We start from the raw sequence: 15,921 nt of genomic DNA, 5'->3' as shown, positions 1-15,921 counted from the left end.
ATTGAATGCAGTTGGGGCTTGATATTCCGTGGCGTTGCCCGCAGTAATCACTCACAAAAGGCACTTACTGAACCCTCGAGAGGCTTGTTTCATGTCTGTGATCGACCTGCGCAGCGACACCGTGACCCAACCCACCCCCGGTATGCTCGACGCGATGGCCACTGCCGCCAGCGGCGATGACGTGTATGGCGAAGACCCCAGCGTCAATCGGCTGGAGGCCGAACTGGCCAAGCGCCTGGGCTTTGCCGCGGCGTTGTTCGTGCCCACCGGCACCATGAGCAACCTGCTGGCGTTGATGGCCCACTGTGAGCGCGGCGAGGAATACATCGTCGGCCAACAGGCCCATACCTACAAATACGAGGGTGGTGGTGCCGCAGTGCTCGGCTCGATCCAGCCGCAGCCGCTGGAAGTGCAGGCGGACGGCTCCCTGGATCTGGACCAGGTGCTGGCGGCGATCAAGCCTGATGACTTCCACTTCGCCCGTACCCGTCTGTTGGCATTGGAAAACACCATGCAGGGCAAGGTGCTGCCGCTGGAGTACCTGGCCAAAGCCCGCGCGTTTACCCGGGAGCATGGCCTGGCCCTGCATCTGGATGGCGCACGGCTCTACAACGCAGCGGTGAAGCTGGGGGTGGATGCGCGGGAGATCGCGCAGCACTTCGATTCAGTGTCGGTGTGCCTGTCCAAGGGCCTCGGTGCGCCTGTCGGCTCGGTGTTGTGCGGGTCCACGGCGCTGATCGCCAAGGCCCGGCGCCTGCGCAAGATGGTCGGCGGTGGCATGCGCCAGGCCGGTTCCCTGGCCGCTGCGGGGTTGTATGCCCTGGATCACCAGGTGCAGCGCCTGGCTGACGACCACGCCAATGCCCAATGGCTGGGGGATGAGTTGCGCAAGGCGGGTTACGAGGTGGAGCCGGTGCAGACCAACATGGTCTATGTGCAGATCGGTGACCAGGCCCAGGCCTTGAAGGCGTTTGCCGCCGAACGCGGGATCAAGCTGAGTGCCGCAGCGCGCTTGCGCATGGTCACGCATTTGGATGTGAGCCGGGCGCAGGTCGAGCAAGTGCTCGCGACATTCGTCGAATTTTCGCGCAAATGACTGTGCAGACCGTCTAATTGAGCCTCTCTATCGCATAAACACGCTGTACCACCGGCAAAGGGCCGATATAATGCGGCCCTTTGCCGTCGCTCCGTCTGATGATGTTGCGCACTGGCCTTTGGCCGCAGCCTCCGTGGAAGAACCTAATGAAAAGCGCAGAAATCCGTGAAGCCTTCCTTCGCTTCTTCGAAGAGCAAGGTCACACCCGTGTCTCCTCCAGCTCCTTGATCCCAGGCAATGACCCTACCCTGCTGTTCACTAACGCGGGGATGAACCAGTTCAAGGACTGCTTCCTGGGCCAGGAAAAGCGCGCGTACACCCGCGCCGTCAGCAGCCAGAAATGCGTACGCGCCGGTGGCAAGCACAACGACCTGGAAAACGTCGGCTACACCGCCCGTCACCACACCTTTTTCGAAATGCTCGGCAACTTCAGCTTTGGCGATTATTTCAAGCAAGACGCGATCAACTTCGCCTGGACCTTCCTGACTGGCGTGCTGAAACTGCCGAAGGAAAAACTCTGGGTCACCGTCTACGCCAGCGATGACGAAGCCTACGACATCTGGACCAAGGAAGTCGGCGTGCCGGCTGAGCGCATGGTGCGCATCGGCGATAACAAAGGCGCGCCGTACGCCTCCGACAACTTCTGGACCATGGGCGATACCGGCCCGTGCGGCCCTTGCACCGAGATCTTCTACGACCACGGCGCTGACATCTGGGGCGGCCCACCCGGCTCGCCAGAAGAAGACGGCGACCGTTACATCGAGATCTGGAACAACGTGTTCATGCAGTTCAACCGCACCGCCGATGGCGTTCTGCATCCGTTGCCAGCGCCGTCGGTGGACACCGGCATGGGCCTGGAGCGGATCAGTGCGGTGATGCAGCACGTACACTCCAACTACGAGATCGACCTGTTCCAGAGCCTGCTGGCCGCTGCGGCCAAGGCCATTGGCTGCACCAATGAAGACCAGGCTTCCCTCAAGGTAGTGGCTGACCACATCCGTTCCTGTGGCTTCCTGATTGCCGACGGCGTGCTGCCGTCCAACGAAGGCCGTGGCTACGTGCTGCGTCGCATCATCCGTCGTGCCTGTCGCCACGGTAACAAGCTGGGCGCCAACGGCAGTTTCTTCTATCAGATCGTCGCGGCCCTGGTGGCCGAGATGGGCGAAGCCTTCCCGGAACTCAAGCAGAACCAGGCGCACATCGAGCGCGTGCTCAAAGCTGAAGAAGAGCAGTTCGCCAAGACCCTGGAGCAGGGCCTGAAGATCCTCGAGCAAGACCTCGCCAACCTGCAAGGCTCCGTGGTGCCGGGCGACGTGGTGTTCAAGCTCTACGATACCTACGGTTTCCCGATGGACCTGACCGGCGACATCGCCCGTGAGCGCAACCTGACCCTCGACGAGGAAGGTTTCGAGCGCGAGATGGAAGCCCAGCGCGTGCGTGCACGTTCGGCCAGCTCGTTCGGCATGGACTACAACAGCCTGGTCAAGGTTGACGTAGCCACTGAATTCACCGGCTACAAGGCCACCAGCGGTTCGGCCAAAGTGGTCGCCCTGTATAAGGACGGCCAGTCGGTTGATGTACTGAATGAAGGTGATAACGGTGTTGTGGTTCTGGACCAGACCCCGTTCTACGCCGAGTCCGGTGGCCAGATTGGCGACTGCGGTTTCCTCAAGGCGGCTTCCGGTCGTTTTGATGTGCGTGACACCACCAAGACCGGCGGTGCGTTCCTGCACCACGGTGTGTTGGCTTCGGGCAGCCTGACCGTCGGTGCGCCGGTCGATGCCCAGGTGGACGCTGATGTGCGTCATGCCACTTCGCTGAACCACTCGGCCACGCACTTGCTGCACGCCGCACTGCGCCAGGTTCTGGGTGAGCACGTGCAGCAGAAGGGTTCTTTGGTAGACAGTCAGCGCCTGCGTTTCGACTTCAGCCACTTTGAAGCGATCAAGCCTGAGCAGATCAAGGCACTGGAAGACATCGTCAACGCCGAGATTCGCAAGAACACCGCGGTAGAAACCGAAGAAACCGATATCGAGACCGCCAAGGCCAAGGGCGCCATGGCGCTGTTCGGCGAGAAGTACGGCGACAGCGTGCGCGTACTGAGCATGGGCGGTGACTTCTCGGTGGAGCTGTGTGGCGGTATCCACGCCAACCGTACCGGCGACATCGCCCTGCTGAAAATCATCAGCGAAGGCGGCGTGGCCTCCGGTGTGCGTCGTATCGAGGCGGTGACCGGCGCTGCGGCCCTGGCCTACCTGAATGCGGCGGAAGAACAACTCAAGGAAGCGGCCAGCCTGGTCAAGGGCAGCCGCGACAATCTGATCGACAAGCTGTCCGCTGTGCTGGAGCGCAACCGCGCCCTGGAGAAACAGCTGGAGCAGTTGCAGGCCAAGGCGGCCAGCGCGGCCGGCGACGATCTGTCGGCTTCGGCGGTGGACGTCAAGGACGTCAAAGTCCTGGCTGCACGCCTGGACGGCCAAGACGGCAAGGCGCTGTTGGCCTTGGTCGATCAGTTGAAGAACAAGCTCGGCCGCGCAGTGATCCTGCTCGGCGGTGTCCATGAGGATAAGGTCGTGCTGGTTGCGGGTGTGACCAAGGACCTGACTGGCCAACTCAAAGCCGGTGATTTGATGAAGCAAGCCGCCGCGGCAGTGGGCGGGAAGGGTGGTGGTCGTCCGGACATGGCGCAAGGCGGTGGTGTAGACGCCGGCGCCCTGGACGCGGCCCTGGCCCTGACCGTGCCGTTTGTCGAGGCAGGTATTTAAGGCACTGTTAACCGGCCCGTGGTCTAGTCACGGGCCGGTGCGGTGCTGGTTGATTGGATATTAGGCGCCCCTTTACGGGCTGAGGCGGCTTAGAAATGGCTTTGATCGTACAGAAATTTGGAGGCACCTCGGTCGGTTCTGTCGAAAGAATCGAGCAGGTGGCCGACAAGGTTAAGAAGTTCCGCGATGCCGGCGACGACCTGGTGGTGGTGCTGTCGGCCATGAGCGGCGAGACCAATCGCCTGATCGATCTGGCCAAGGCAATCAGTGGTGATCAACAGCCGCTGCCGCGTGAGCTGGATGTGATCGTGTCCACCGGCGAGCAGGTGACCATCGCCTTGCTGGCCATGGCGTTGAATAAACGCGGTGTGCCGGCGGTGTCCTACACTGGCAGCCAAGTGCGCATCCTCACTGACAGCGCGCATACCAAGGCGCGTATCCTGCAGATTGACGATCAGAAAATCCGTACGGACCTGAAAGCCGGGCGCGTGGTAGTTGTAGCTGGCTTCCAGGGTGTGGACGAGCAGGGCAACATCACCACCCTCGGGCGTGGCGGTTCGGACACCACCGGCGTGGCGCTGGCAGCGGCCCTCAAAGCCGATGAATGCCAGATCTACACTGATGTGGATGGCGTCTACACCACCGACCCACGGGTGGTGTCCGTGGCCCAGCGCCTGGACAAGATCACCTTTGAAGAGATGCTGGAAATGGCCAGCCTCGGTTCCAAGGTGTTGCAGATCCGTGCGGTGGAATTCGCCGGTAAGTACAACGTTCCGCTGCGCGTATTGCACAGCTTCAAAGAGGGTCCGGGCACCCTCATTACTATTGATGAAGAGGAATCCATGGAACAGCCGATCATTTCCGGTATCGCTTTCAACCGTGATGAAGCCAAGCTGACTATCCGTGGTGTGCCAGACACTCCGGGCGTGGCGTTCAAGATCCTGGGCCCTATCAGTGGCGCGAACATCGAAGTCGATATGATCGTGCAGAACGTTTCGCACGATAACACCACCGATTTCACCTTCACTGTGCACCGCAACGAGTACGATGCGGCCGAGCAGATCCTGCAGAACACTGCAAAGGAAATCGGTGCCCGTGAAGTGGTCGGCGATACCAAGATTGCCAAGGTGTCGATCGTGGGCGTGGGCATGCGTTCCCATGCCGGCGTTGCCAGCCGCATGTTCGAGGCCCTGGCCAAGGAAAGCATCAACATCCAGATGATCTCCACCTCGGAAATCAAAGTCTCGGTGGTGATCGAAGAGAAGTATCTGGAACTGGCTGTACGCGCTCTGCATACCGCTTTTGAGCTGGACGCTCCGGCCCGACAGGGCGAGTGACGCAGTGCCAGGAAGGCGCGGTTTACCGCGCCTTTCCTTTTTTTGTAGGGCGCATGTTCTTTTGCGTGCGCTCGACAATACTTAGGCAGTAGGGCTATGGCCTTTGGGTTGTAGGTCGAAGGCCTTTTTTTTGCAGACTGTTGTTCCTGAACTGAAATGCGTGAGGAGAAAGGTATGCTGATTCTGACTCGTCGTTGCGCAGAAAGCCTGATTATCGGTGATGGCGAAATCACCGTGACCGTGCTTGGCGTCAAAGGCAATCAAGTGCGTATCGGGGTTAACGCTCCGAAAGAGGTAGCGGTGCACCGCGAGGAAATCTACCTGCGGATCAAGAAAGAGAAGGACGAAGAACCAAGCCTTTAATTTTTATCGTTTTTTATGTTTGCAAACGGGGATGAACGTGGTTAATATACGCCCCGTGTTGCGGAGAGCTGGCCGAGTGGCCGAAGGCGCTCCCCTGCTAAGGGAGTACACCTCAAAAGGGTGTCGGGGGTTCGAATCCCCCGTTCTCCGCCATTATTTGCTTAGTACGTTGCAATCTGGTTTTTTCGGTAAGTTGTTGAAATTACTCGAAAAAATAGCTTTACATAGAGATTGAACGGCCTATAATGCGCGGCAACAAATGCACTCGTAGCTCAGCTGGATAGAGTACTCGGCTACGAACCGAGCGGTCACAGGTTCGAATCCTGTCGAGTGCACCATTTAAGAGTCAGTTGCAGCAATGCAGGTGATTCGGTTACAACCAGTTGTGATCTGGTCTAAAAACACAATTTGCACTCGTAGCTCAGCTGGATAGAGTACTCGGCTACGAACCGAGCGGTCACAGGTTCGAATCCTGTCGAGTGCACCATACAAACAAAAAGCCCGCCTAGTGCGGGCTTTTTGCCGTCTGGGCTTTGTGCGTGGTTTCTTCTTTTTCTTTTGCCTTCATGTGTTTTCCTTTCCTGCTGCGTCGTCGCAGTTCATAGATGCGGCCATTGCTCAGCTTTGGCTCGCAAGCGCTTGTTCTTTCCAGTTTTTTGACGTTTAAAGTGGCCGGGCGGTGTATCATTGCGCCCGTCAGCCCCGCCGGGGCTTGTGGAATACCTCCATGGACTTACCCAGTAGTTACTCAGTGCCCCGTTTTACCAATCATGAATTGACTGATTGATCCTTCCGGCGTGCCCCGCTGCTGGGAGTGGAGTTCGCCTATGACCGAAGTAGAAGTAAAGAAAACACAAGAAAGCCTGCAGGATCGTTTGGCTCAAGTCATCGAGCTGCTGCAGCGCCAGCGTGTGGTCGAAGACCTTACGCACCGCCAGGATGGCCCGAATAACAACCTGGTTGAAAACCTGGTTCACCGGCAAAACCTCGTCGAGCTACAGCGCAAGCTTGACGACCTGCACTCCGCCGACGTCGCCTATATTCTCGAAGCCTTGCCGCTGGATGATCGACTGACCCTCTGGCAGTTGGTGAAGGCTGACCGCGACGGCGACATCCTTCTCGAAGTATCTGACTCGGTTCGTGAAACCCTGATCGCCGACATGGACGATCACGAGCTCCTGGCAGCGGCCAAGGAGATGGACGCCGACGAGCTGGCTGACCTGGCTCCTGAGCTGCCCCGTGATGTTGTCCATGAGCTGATGGAGGCCCTCGACGGCCAGCAGCGTGAGCGTGTGCGCTCCGCACTGTCCTACGACGAGGATCAGGTCGGTGCCCTGATGGACTTCGAGATGGTCACCATCCGCGAGGACGTCAGCCTGGAAGTGGTACTGCGTTATCTGCGCAGACTCAAAGAGCTGCCGGGTCACACCGACAAATTGTTCGTGGTGGATTACGAAGGCATTCTCAAGGGCGTGCTGCCAATCAAGCGCCTGCTGGTCAACGACCCTGAAAAGAAAGTGGCCGACGTCATGGCCAGCGACCCGGTGAGTTTTCATCCGGATGAAGACGCCTACGAAGCTGCCCAGGCGTTTGAGCGTTATGACTTGATCTCGGCGCCGGTGGTCGACAAGAACGGCAAGTTGATTGGTCGTTTGACCATCGACGAAATGGTCGACTTGATTCGGGAAGAAAGTGAGACCGAAGTCCTCAATATGGCGGGTTTGCGTGAGGAGGAAGATATCTTCGCCTCGGTTTGGCGCTCACTGCATAACCGTTGGGCGTGGCTGGCCATTAACCTGATCACGGCCTTTATCGCGTCGCGGGTTATTGGATTGTTCGAAGGTTCTATCGAGAAGCTGGTGGCGCTCGCCGCGCTGATGCCGATTGTGGCCGGGATCGGCGGAAACTCGGGTAATCAGACGATTACCATGATTGTGCGCGCCATGGCGCTGGACCAGGTGAGTACCGCCAACTCATCGCGTTTGTTGCGTAAGGAGCTGGCGGTTGGCCTCATCAACGGTCTGGTGTGGGGTGGGGTAATCGGTGTGGTGGCTTATTTGCTGTATGGCAGTTGGTCGCTCGGTGTGGTGATGACGGCTGCGATGACCCTCAACCTGCTACTGGCTGCGCTGATGGGGGTATTGATCCCGATGACCCTGGCTCGCCTTGGGCGCGACCCTGCCATGGGTGCCAGTGTGATGATCACGGCCATGACCGACAGCGGTGGTTTCTTTATCTTCCTGGGCTTGGCAACGATCTTCCTGCTCTGATTCCATCCTGCGGGGGCAAATCTGCCCCCGCTTTGCATTCTCTTCCCAAATCCCGGGCAAAAAAAAGCCAGCACATGGCTGGCTTCGGCTTTCAGTTGCAGATCAATTGGCTTCTGCGGCCGCCTCAACGTCGTGCGCGATAAGCGAGACGAGAGCATTTTGCTGGCGGTGGGAGAGCTGACGAAAACGCTGCAGCAGTTCGCGTTCGTGCAGCGACAGCTCTGGGCTGTCCAGGCGCATGCTCAACTCGTCGCCCAGCGCACCTTCCTGAATGAGGCTTTGTTCCAGGCGAGCGATGATTTCGGAGTTCATGCTGCGGTGATGATTGCGAGCCACCTCGGCAATGCGTTCCCGCATTCCGTCTGGCAGACGTACGACGAACTTGTCAGCCGTACGGCTGGAATAAATTGCCTGTTTCAATGGGCGCATATATTTAACCGGTTAGTTCAGGGGAGCGGTTTTTGGAATTGGCCGCAAGATGAGTGTTAAGACAAGGCTCACGACCAAAGTTCAACCTGAATTGCAAAGAGGCCGCATCATGCCTCAGATTTGACAGTTCCTTGGCGTCAATTCTGTGACAAATATTGAACTGCCTAAAGGCTTTATGCCAGCACTCATTTGCATTTTTGCGGACTGGTTGGAAAATTTTTCACCGCGTGAATCCGCGAGGGAACTTCCCGCAAGCCCGGGCCACCACAGGGTTTCAGGCCGCACATCCTATAGCAAAGTGGCCCTTTGCCCTTAGCTTTAAGACTAGTGGCAATTTGCCGATATGCGAGGATCAGGCGACATAAGGTCGGGCGCAGAGGGGATTAGCGCAGGACAGGGTCGAATTTGATGCGACGACCGACGATGAGCGTCAGCAATAAGAGGCTGGCGAATACACCGCTGGCAACGAAAGCGGTGGTTGTGCCGTCTTGAGATTCCGCACCCAAACCCAGAACCGCTGTGGCAACGGTCAGGCACAGGAACAGCCAGGCATATTTATTCATCAACGGCTTCCTCAGAATACCCAGTGTTCAGTAGCAGGTGCCGCTTGGGTGTCTTGGGCCAGGCGTACCGGCGATTGCGCGTTCGGAGTCATCACTGCCAGTTGCGGGCGTTGTTGCAAATGGTGGGGGATGGCCTGGCTGATCTGCGCAGGGTCGTTGCTGCCGGTGGATTGAAAATGAAGCATGACCAAAGCGACCAGGGCGACGGTGTTCAGGGCTAACAGAAGGGCACTGTTCATGATTATGTTCTCCGTTTAACGCCGTGGCTTATTGGGGGTTGTAGGAGGAGTATTGCAGGTGTCGTGCCAATCTATTAATTAAATAAAATCAGATACTTAAGTATGGTTTCAATGGCTGTTAGGTTGCAATTTGCAATGATGGCATTTTGAGGGAGTGCATTTTGCACGATACAGCCCGTGCGCCCGCGTCGCCGGGGCTGAAACACGATCAACCAGGCAAGTATCGGCCTACACTCAAAAAGCCTACGGACGACATGACAAAACCTACCCTGGCCGTTAACATGCACGCCGTCTGTCGCCGCGTCCCAGTGTAGCGGCTGTCATTTGTCCCAGTAGCTCAATTGGATAGAGCATCCCCCTCCTAAGGGGAAGGTTGGCCGTTCGAACCGGCCCTGGGACACCAGATTCGAAGCCCTGTACAGACTATTCTGGCGGGGCTTTTTTGTGGGCGCCTTTCAAAGACGGGTCGAACCTTGCCGGTGTTAAGCGTTCACAGCACGTGTGCATGCATTTTTCACAATCGGTGTACCTCGCAAGCACTCGGGCAGCGTCTGAGCCTTTAAGCAAAATAATCCCCGGAAACAGCGCATGTTGCCTGTTCGGGCCCGGCTACCCCGGACTATCATGCCGATAGCCCTGTCTCTCACTGCAAGGAGCCGCTCGGAACGCCGATGCGCCAGATCTGGAAATCTTTTCGAGCCCTTTATTTCGCCTCCTTGATGATGCTGATCGGCTCCGGCCTGCTCAGTACCTACCTGGCCTTGCGCCTGGCGGCCGATCATGTAGACAGCCTGTGGGTCGGTGCGCTGATGGCGGCCAACTATTTTGGCCTGGTGCTGGGCGGCAAGATCGGGCACCGCCTGATCGCCCGGGTTGGGCATATTCGTGCTTATGCAACCTGCGCCGGGATTGTCGGCGCGGCGGTGCTGGGCCATGGCCTGATCGACTGGCTGCCGGCCTGGATTGTGCTGCGGATGATCGTGGGCCTGGGGATGATGTGCCAGTACATGGTCATCGAGAGCTGGCTCAACGAACAGGCCGACGCCAAGCAGCGCGGCGTGGTGTTCAGTGGTTATATGATCGCGTCCTATCTTGGGCTGGTGCTTGGCCAGTTGATCCTGGTCATGCACCCTCAGCTCGGCCTCGAACTGCTGATGCTGGTCGCACTGTGCTTTGCGCTGTGCCTGGTGCCGGTGGCCATGACTCGCCGTATTCACCCGGCGCCCCTGCATCCGGCGCCGATGGAGCCACGCTTCTTCATAAAGCGCGTGCCGCAGTCGTTGAGTACCGTGCTGGGCGCAGGGGTGATCGTGGGCTCGTTCTACGGCCTGGCGCCGCTCTATGCCTCCCAGCAAGGCCTCACCACCGAGCAGGTGGGCCTGTTCATGGGTAGCTGCATTTTTGCCGGCTTGTTGGTGCAGTGGCCGTTGGGCTGGTTGTCGGATCGTTATGACCGTGCGCTGCTGATCCGTTGTTTTGCCCTGTGCCTGGCGGTGGCTGCATTACCGTTGGCGATAATGACCCAGGTGCCGCTTGAAGTGTTGTTCGTGGCGGGCTTCCTATGTTCGCTGGTGCAGTTCTGCCTGTATCCACTGGCGGTGGCGTTCTCCAACGACCATGTGGAAGGTGACCGTCGCGTGTCACTAACGGCGATGTTGCTGGTGACCTACGGCGTCGGCGCGAGTATCGGGCCGTTGCTGGCCGGTGTGGTGATGAAGGTGTTTGGCAGTCACATGCTGTATGCGTTTTTCAGCCTGTGTGCGCTGATCCTGGTGTGGCGGATTCGGCCGAAAGCCGTGACCAACCTGCATCAGGTGGATGACGCGCCGCTGCACCACGTGGCGATGCCCGACAGCATGTCCAGCTCGCCGTTGGTAGCCTGCCTCGATCCACGGGTAGACGAGGCGGTGGTGCAGGAGCAAATGCAAACCGCCACGCCGGAACCTGACCCGGAAACGCTCACACCAGTCGACGAGCCGCTCTTTGAGGGGCCGCCTGAGCCGCCGGGCCCGGACGAGCATCCTCATGACTTGAGCAGGGCGCGCCCCTGAATGCAAAAACGGGCAGATCCCATCAGGGGCTGCCCGTTTTTGATGGCCGCGATCTTTGAGTTTAAAAATCGTCGTCTTTATCGAAGCGCCGCGCTTCGCGTTGCAACTGGTACACAAAACGCTCGACCTGACGCTGCACCAAGCCACTCATATTGTGGAAGCGCACGCCGGCAAACGTGGTGTTGATCTTCTCTTCGAAGTGCAGGTAACGCAGTTCGACCGAGGTGGTCATGCTGCCGAAGGGCAGGGCGGCGATAAAACGGTCGTAGACCTGGCCCAATTGCAAGCGTTCGGAGATATCCCCTTCAAAGCGCAATTTGCAACCTGTAGCGGAAATATCCAGCAGTTTGCCGCTGATCGGGGCCTTGAGCTTCTCGCCACCCAGTTCGATGTTTACCAGTTGCGCCAGCTTCAGGGCAGCGCGAAAGGCATTGCGACGCTGGTGGTAGACGACTTCGTCGGGCAGGCTGCCGGTGTAGATGCGGTGGCCGTCTTTTTCGCTGATGCTCAGGTTGCCGTTGCTTTCCCATGCAATGCGTACGCCGTCGTGGAAACCTTCGATACGGAAGGGTTCGCCATTTTCGAGGTAGCGTTCACCGTCGCGGGGGATCATTTCATCCAGGGCCAGCGTGCCGCTGTCCCGATTGACATCCACCAGGTAGCTCTGAAAGCGCTGGCTGCGTTCGTGGAAGGTGATGATCAGCGGGTCGTGGCTTTCTTGCAGCATGCGCAAGGTACTGGCGATTTCCAGAGGCGTGGTGAGGACCTTGGGTGGCTGCGGGGCATCTTCCGCATTAAGGGCGTTGAACACGGTTCTTCCATCTCCAGACAAAATACGACTACACGCAAGAGCGGGCATTCTGCCAGTATGTAGCGCGCCTTGGATAGGCCGCGCTGTAAACCGGCGTCAGGCTTGGCTGCGGGTGCTTGGCTTGACCAGGCGCGAGGTGGAACCCTGAGCGTTGTAAAGCGCTGGAGGCTCTCCGCCGTGAAGTATACGCAACTGGTTGGCGGTCGTGGCTTGCTGAAGCTGGATCGACTGACCGTTGAGCTGGTTGGCTTCCTGGCACTGGGTGAGCAATTGGTTGAGTTCTTTGCTCTGGGCCAGTAGTTGATCACCAACCGAGGAGTGGCTGGCCAACTGCGCGAGGCCATCATGGTCGGCGGGCAGGCCCAGGCTGACGAGGATCTCGCTGCGTTTTTTGCCGTGCTGTTCCAGCAGGACAATCAGCGATTGCTTGCGCGCCAGAATTTCTTCCAGCAGGGGCATGTCCCGGCCGTAAAGGGCCAGGGATTCTTCCCTGAGCAGTTCGAGCAGCAATTGCGTCGGTGCTAGATCATCAATGATCAGTTGAAGCAGGGTTTCGTCGTGATGCATGGCTGGCCTTGGGGTTTAAGCGTCCAAAAGCCCGGCGCAGGCCTTTGCCTAGCGCTCGGCTTCGAAATTAAGCAGCTTGCTGGCTACACGGTTGCTGTCGACTTTATAGCTGCCATCGGCGATTGCCTGTTTCAATTCGGCCACACGGGCTTTATTGACCACCGGTTGATCGCGCAGCGAGTCAGTGACCTTCTGCAACTGTTGAGCCTCATTGCTCAGGTGTACGGATTCCCCGCTCTGGCTGGCGCTGGCCTGTTCTGCCTTGGCGGGCAGTGGCTGAGCCTTGGCTTCTACGCTGTCCTTGGTGCCGACAGTGCGCGTAGGTGCCGACGTTGTCGGGGTGCTATTTAAACGGCTGAAATCGATGACCATGATCAAAAAACCTCTGGGTATTTGGACGCTTGCCATGTTTTCGGCCATATCCGGACAAACTTTAGGCTCGAATGACAATAAACTGCACCGGCCGGCATCCAACCGACAGTGTAGGAAAAGCTGGCGTCTGATACCAGTGGTCTATAAAGCCACCTCCACTTGGCCGGGGGCCGTGACTCGTGCCTTGATCACCCGGTTGGAGTTGAGATTCTTCACGCGGATCTGTTCGCTCATGCCGCCGTTGGACAAGGCCTCCCCTGGCATCTTGACCTGCAGCGCGCCACTGCTGGCGGAAATCACTACCTGGTCACCTTTGCGAATCACCTCGGCCTGCTCCAGGTGCACCAGGGTGATGACCTGGTCGGTGACCACTGGTCGGGTCAGTTTCTGCCCGATGGCCTGGTCGAGGGAGGTCAGGTAGCCCTGGTTGATCATGCTGATGTCACGCTCGCGCAACACCACGTCCTCAAAACCGATAATGCCCGTGCGTTTAAGCGGGCGGGCAACCACCACCACATCGCGGAACAATTTGACCTGGGCGGGCACGAACACCGTCCAGGGCGAGGCGCCGTCGCAGCGCACCTTCACCGTTACGCGACCGATGGGCTGGGCGGGGCTTTCCAGGGTGGCTGTCAATTCCTTGTCGCACATGGGCATGCGCAGGCGCGGGTCCAACTGGTTGACCTGGATTTCGTAACGTCCCGGCGTCTGGGTGGTCGCCAGATAATCTTCTACAGTGAACTCAAGAAAGCCCTGGGTGACGCCGATAAGTAGATCAGGCAAGGTGACGTTATCTGCGCGGGCCGTGGCGCCCAGGCCCAAGGCAAGCAGTGCCAGCGGTGCGCAGAGCAGTCTGCAATACCGTGTCAGGTGGAGGCGTCGGGAAACTGTCGTTTTAATATCCATGACCAATAAATAGCAAAGCTCGTGCCGTTTAGTGTTGGGTGCGCGTCACTGCCCTTATAGGTATGGCCGAAGGTTTTAGCGTGGGAGTCAAGGCATGGCAGGAGTAATGGATTCAGTAAACCAGCGCACACAGCTGGTGGGGCAGAATCGCCTGGAGTTGTTGCTTTTTCGCCTGGATGGCAAGCAGCTGTATGGCATCAACGTGTTCAAGGTGCGGGAAGTGCTGCAATGCCCCAAGCTGACGATCATGCCCAAGTCCAGCCCGGTGGTGTGTGGCGTTGCCAACATCCGTGGCGCGACGATCCCGATTCTTGATCTGGCCCTGGCCACCGGTTCCGCCGGTTTGCAGGACCGCGAAAGCCCGTTCGTGATCATTACCGAGTACAACACTAAGACCCAGGGTTTCCTGGTGCGTTCGGTGGAGCGCATCGTCAACATGAACTGGGAGGAGATCCATCCGCCGCCCAAGGGCACGGGGCGCGATCATTACCTTACGGCGGTGACGCGGGTCGACAACCAGTTGGTGGAAATCATCGACGTCGAAAAAATCCTCGCCGAAGTGGCGCCTACCTCCGAGTCGATCTCGGTGGGTGTGGTGGACGCCGAAACCGCGCACAAGGCAGTCTCACTGCGCGTGCTCACGGTGGACGACTCGTCCGTGGCGCGCAAGCAGGTGACCCGTTGCCTGCAAACCGTCGGCGTTGAAGTGGTCGCCCTCAATGATGGGCGCCAGGCGCTGGACTACCTGCGCAAGCTGGTGGATGACGGCAAGAAGCCGGAAGAAGAATTCTTGATGATGATTTCCGACATCGAGATGCCGGAAATGGACGGCTATACCCTCACGGCCGAGATCCGCAACGATCCACGCATGCAAAAATTGCATATCATCCTGCATACTTCGTTGTCGGGCGTATTCAACCAGGCGATGGTCAAGAAGGTCGGTGCCGATGACTTTTTGGCCAAATTCCGTCCTGATGACCTGGCATCCCGGGTTGTCGACCGGATCAAGGCAGCAGATCACAGCTAAGGTGTTTCCCTTGGCGGTCATACGATTTTAGAGGCGGTATCAGTGTCTACGGGTAATTTGGATTTTGAACAGTTCCGGGTCTTCCTGGAAAAAGCCTGTGGCATATTGCTCGGTGAAAACAAGCAGTACCTGGTATCCAGCCGTCTCAACAAACTGATGGAGCAGCAGGGCATCAAGTCGTTGGGTGAGCTGGTCCAGCGCATCCAGGGCCAGCCGCGCAGCGGGCTCAAGGAAATGGTGGTCGATGCCATGACCACCAACGAAACCCTGTGGTTTCGCGACACCTACCCGTTTGAAGTGCTCAAGAGCAAAGTGCTGCCGGAAGCCATCAAGGCCAGCCCGGGCCAGCGCCTGCGCATCTGGTCGGCCGCCTGCTCCTCGGGGCAGGAACCGTACTCGATTTCGATGTCCATCGATGAGTTCGAGCGGACCAACATGGGCCAGTTGAAGGCTGGGGCGCAAATCGTGGCCACCGACCTGTCCGGCACCATGCTCACCAACTGCAAGACCGGCGAGTACGACAGCCTAGCCCTGGGGCGTGGGTTGTCCCAGGAACGCCTGCAGCGCTACTTCGACCCGAAAGGGGCTGGACGCTGGGCGGTCAAGGCGCCGATCAAGAACCGCGTGGAGTTCCGCTCCTTCAACCTGCTCGACAGCTACGCCAGCCTCGGCAAGTTCGACATGGTGTTCTGCCGCAACGTGCTGATCTATTTCTCGGCCGAAGTGAAGAAAGACATCCTGTTGCGTATCCACGGCACGCTCAAGCGTGGTGGTTATCTGTTCCTTGGCGCTTCTGAGGCGCTGAACGGTCTGCCGGACCATTTCCAGATGGTGCAGTGCAGTCCGGGGATCATCTACCAGGCTAAATAAGGTTGCGCGGTAAAAAATGTGGGAGGGGGCTTGCCCCCGATGACGGTGTGTCAGTGATCGATGTATCAACTGAACCACCGCCATCGGGGGCAAGCCCCCTCCCACATTTGTTTTGCGGCAAGCCTAAGTAAAGCGGCAACCCTCATTGCCGCTTTACTGGCGCCACGCGGAAACCGCTTGCCGCTTTTCTGGCATTGCCGCCAGCAACCCCCCTCCGAGACCCTTGATATACGGGCCTGCGCAAGATTGGCATGC

At 58.4% G+C, this 15,921-nt stretch carries 15 protein-coding genes and 4 tRNA genes; 12 read left to right on the top strand and 7 right to left on the bottom strand.

Going from position 1 to position 15,921, the window contains the following annotated elements; all coding sequences use genetic code 11:
- Positions 1 to 91 precede the first annotated feature (91 nt).
- The 8 genes from ltaE to mgtE all read left to right on the top strand — a co-directional run bounded on the left by ltaE (position 92) and on the right by mgtE (position 7,831).
- Positions 92 to 1,096, top strand: coding sequence for a low-specificity L-threonine aldolase (ltaE, locus tag BLR69_RS14410; protein ID WP_071493981.1), 1,005 nt, complete (start codon positions 92 to 94; stop codon positions 1,094 to 1,096).
- 146 nt (positions 1,097 to 1,242) lie between these two features.
- Positions 1,243 to 3,861, top strand: a complete 2,619-nt coding sequence (gene alaS / locus BLR69_RS14405; RefSeq protein ID WP_071493980.1) for an alanine--tRNA ligase — start codon at positions 1,243 to 1,245, stop codon at positions 3,859 to 3,861.
- Positions 3,862 to 3,956: 95 nt separating this feature from the next.
- On the top strand, positions 3,957 to 5,198 hold the full coding sequence (locus BLR69_RS14400) for an aspartate kinase (protein ID WP_071493979.1): 1,242 nt from the start codon (positions 3,957 to 3,959) through the stop codon (positions 5,196 to 5,198).
- A gap of 174 nt (positions 5,199 to 5,372) precedes the next feature.
- Complete coding sequence (gene csrA, locus BLR69_RS14395) at positions 5,373 to 5,561, top strand: carbon storage regulator CsrA (protein WP_003175645.1); 189 nt, start codon at positions 5,373 to 5,375, stop codon at positions 5,559 to 5,561.
- Positions 5,562 to 5,623: 62 nt separating this feature from the next.
- Positions 5,624 to 5,714 (top strand) — tRNA-Ser (locus BLR69_RS14390).
- Between the two features lie 108 nt (positions 5,715 to 5,822).
- A tRNA-Arg gene (locus tag BLR69_RS14385) sits at positions 5,823 to 5,899 on the top strand.
- A 72-nt stretch (positions 5,900 to 5,971) separates the two neighbouring features.
- Positions 5,972 to 6,048 (top strand) — tRNA-Arg (locus BLR69_RS14380).
- A 340-nt stretch (positions 6,049 to 6,388) separates the two neighbouring features.
- Positions 6,389 to 7,831: a magnesium transporter gene (gene mgtE / locus BLR69_RS14375; RefSeq protein WP_016979786.1), complete on the top strand. Its 1,443-nt coding sequence runs from the start codon at positions 6,389 to 6,391 to the stop codon at positions 7,829 to 7,831.
- A gap of 102 nt (positions 7,832 to 7,933) precedes the next feature.
- Here the strand turns inward: mgtE and BLR69_RS14370 are convergent, their stop codons facing one another.
- The 3 genes from BLR69_RS14370 to BLR69_RS14355 form a co-directional block, all read right to left on the bottom strand.
- Complete coding sequence (locus BLR69_RS14370) at positions 7,934 to 8,260, bottom strand: Arc family DNA-binding protein (protein WP_003175643.1); 327 nt, start codon at positions 8,258 to 8,260, stop codon at positions 7,934 to 7,936.
- 383 nt (positions 8,261 to 8,643) lie between these two features.
- A complete protein-coding gene (locus BLR69_RS14360; RefSeq protein ID WP_071493978.1) occupies positions 8,644 to 8,823 on the bottom strand; it encodes a PA3371 family protein in 180 nt (59 codons plus the stop codon).
- 11 nt (positions 8,824 to 8,834) lie between these two features.
- Positions 8,835 to 9,062, bottom strand: a complete 228-nt coding sequence (locus tag BLR69_RS14355; RefSeq protein WP_071493977.1) for a hypothetical protein — start codon at positions 9,060 to 9,062, stop codon at positions 8,835 to 8,837.
- Between the two features lie 326 nt (positions 9,063 to 9,388).
- On the opposite strand from BLR69_RS14355, the gene BLR69_RS14350 reads away from it, so the two are divergent.
- Both BLR69_RS14350 and BLR69_RS14345 read left to right on the top strand, forming a co-directional pair.
- Positions 9,389 to 9,465 (top strand) — tRNA-Arg (locus BLR69_RS14350).
- 268 nt (positions 9,466 to 9,733) lie between these two features.
- The gene (locus tag BLR69_RS14345) at positions 9,734 to 11,113 is read left to right on the top strand and encodes an MFS transporter (RefSeq protein ID WP_071493976.1); all 1,380 of its coding nucleotides are present in this window, start codon (positions 9,734 to 9,736) and stop codon (positions 11,111 to 11,113) included.
- 61 nt (positions 11,114 to 11,174) lie between these two features.
- On the opposite strand, the gene BLR69_RS14340 is transcribed toward BLR69_RS14345, so the two are convergent.
- The 4 genes from BLR69_RS14340 to flgA all read right to left on the bottom strand — a co-directional run bounded on the left by BLR69_RS14340 (position 11,175) and on the right by flgA (position 13,769).
- Positions 11,175 to 11,924: a flagellar brake protein gene (locus BLR69_RS14340; protein WP_071493975.1), complete on the bottom strand. Its 750-nt coding sequence runs from the start codon at positions 11,922 to 11,924 to the stop codon at positions 11,175 to 11,177.
- A gap of 96 nt (positions 11,925 to 12,020) precedes the next feature.
- Positions 12,021 to 12,491: a flagella synthesis protein FlgN gene (locus BLR69_RS14335; RefSeq protein WP_071493974.1), complete on the bottom strand. Its 471-nt coding sequence runs from the start codon at positions 12,489 to 12,491 to the stop codon at positions 12,021 to 12,023.
- A gap of 48 nt (positions 12,492 to 12,539) precedes the next feature.
- Positions 12,540 to 12,863, bottom strand: coding sequence for a flagellar biosynthesis anti-sigma factor FlgM (gene flgM, locus BLR69_RS14330; protein ID WP_058427496.1), 324 nt, complete (start codon positions 12,861 to 12,863; stop codon positions 12,540 to 12,542).
- 141 nt (positions 12,864 to 13,004) lie between these two features.
- Positions 13,005 to 13,769 (bottom strand): flagellar basal body P-ring formation chaperone FlgA, encoded by a 765-nt coding sequence (gene flgA, locus BLR69_RS14325; protein ID WP_071493973.1) that lies wholly within the window; start codon positions 13,767 to 13,769, stop codon positions 13,005 to 13,007.
- A gap of 94 nt (positions 13,770 to 13,863) precedes the next feature.
- On the opposite strand from flgA, the gene BLR69_RS14320 reads away from it, so the two are divergent.
- Positions 13,864 to 14,796, top strand: a complete 933-nt coding sequence (locus BLR69_RS14320) for a chemotaxis protein CheV (protein ID WP_071493972.1) — start codon at positions 13,864 to 13,866, stop codon at positions 14,794 to 14,796.
- A 42-nt stretch (positions 14,797 to 14,838) separates the two neighbouring features.
- Positions 14,839 to 15,666, top strand: coding sequence for a protein-glutamate O-methyltransferase CheR (cheR, locus tag BLR69_RS14315; RefSeq protein WP_027607785.1), 828 nt, complete (start codon positions 14,839 to 14,841; stop codon positions 15,664 to 15,666).
- Positions 15,667 to 15,921: the final 255 nt, after the last annotated feature.

The organism is Pseudomonas azotoformans (assembly GCF_900103345.1).
Classification (GTDB): domain Bacteria; phylum Pseudomonadota; class Gammaproteobacteria; order Pseudomonadales; family Pseudomonadaceae; genus Aquipseudomonas; species Aquipseudomonas azotoformans.
This window is presented reverse-complemented; position numbering and strand designations above follow the sequence as displayed.

What these genes read in the sequence shown, in the direction of transcription:
- ltaE (WP_071493981.1), top strand. Translation starts at nt 92, where the DNA reads ATGTCTGTGATCGACCTGCGCAGCGACACCGTGACCCAACCCACCCCC.
- alaS (WP_071493980.1), top strand. Translation starts at nt 1,243, where the DNA reads ATGAAAAGCGCAGAAATCCGTGAAGCCTTCCTTCGCTTCTTCGAAGAG.
- BLR69_RS14400 (WP_071493979.1), top strand. Translation starts at nt 3,957, where the DNA reads ATGGCTTTGATCGTACAGAAATTTGGAGGCACCTCGGTCGGTTCTGTC.
- csrA (WP_003175645.1), top strand. Translation starts at nt 5,373, where the DNA reads ATGCTGATTCTGACTCGTCGTTGCGCAGAAAGCCTGATTATCGGTGAT.
- mgtE (WP_016979786.1), top strand. Translation starts at nt 6,389, where the DNA reads ATGACCGAAGTAGAAGTAAAGAAAACACAAGAAAGCCTGCAGGATCGT.
- BLR69_RS14370 (WP_003175643.1), bottom strand. Translation starts at nt 8,260, where the DNA reads ATGCGCCCATTGAAACAGGCAATTTATTCCAGCCGTACGGCTGACAAG.
- BLR69_RS14360 (WP_071493978.1), bottom strand. Translation starts at nt 8,823, where the DNA reads ATGAATAAATATGCCTGGCTGTTCCTGTGCCTGACCGTTGCCACAGCG.
- BLR69_RS14355 (WP_071493977.1), bottom strand. Translation starts at nt 9,062, where the DNA reads ATGAACAGTGCCCTTCTGTTAGCCCTGAACACCGTCGCCCTGGTCGCT.
- BLR69_RS14345 (WP_071493976.1), top strand. Translation starts at nt 9,734, where the DNA reads ATGCGCCAGATCTGGAAATCTTTTCGAGCCCTTTATTTCGCCTCCTTG.
- BLR69_RS14335 (WP_071493974.1), bottom strand. Translation starts at nt 12,491, where the DNA reads ATGCATCACGACGAAACCCTGCTTCAACTGATCATTGATGATCTAGCA.
- flgM (WP_058427496.1), bottom strand. Translation starts at nt 12,863, where the DNA reads ATGGTCATCGATTTCAGCCGTTTAAATAGCACCCCGACAACGTCGGCA.
- flgA (WP_071493973.1), bottom strand. Translation starts at nt 13,769, where the DNA reads ATGGATATTAAAACGACAGTTTCCCGACGCCTCCACCTGACACGGTAT.
- BLR69_RS14320 (WP_071493972.1), top strand. Translation starts at nt 13,864, where the DNA reads ATGGCAGGAGTAATGGATTCAGTAAACCAGCGCACACAGCTGGTGGGG.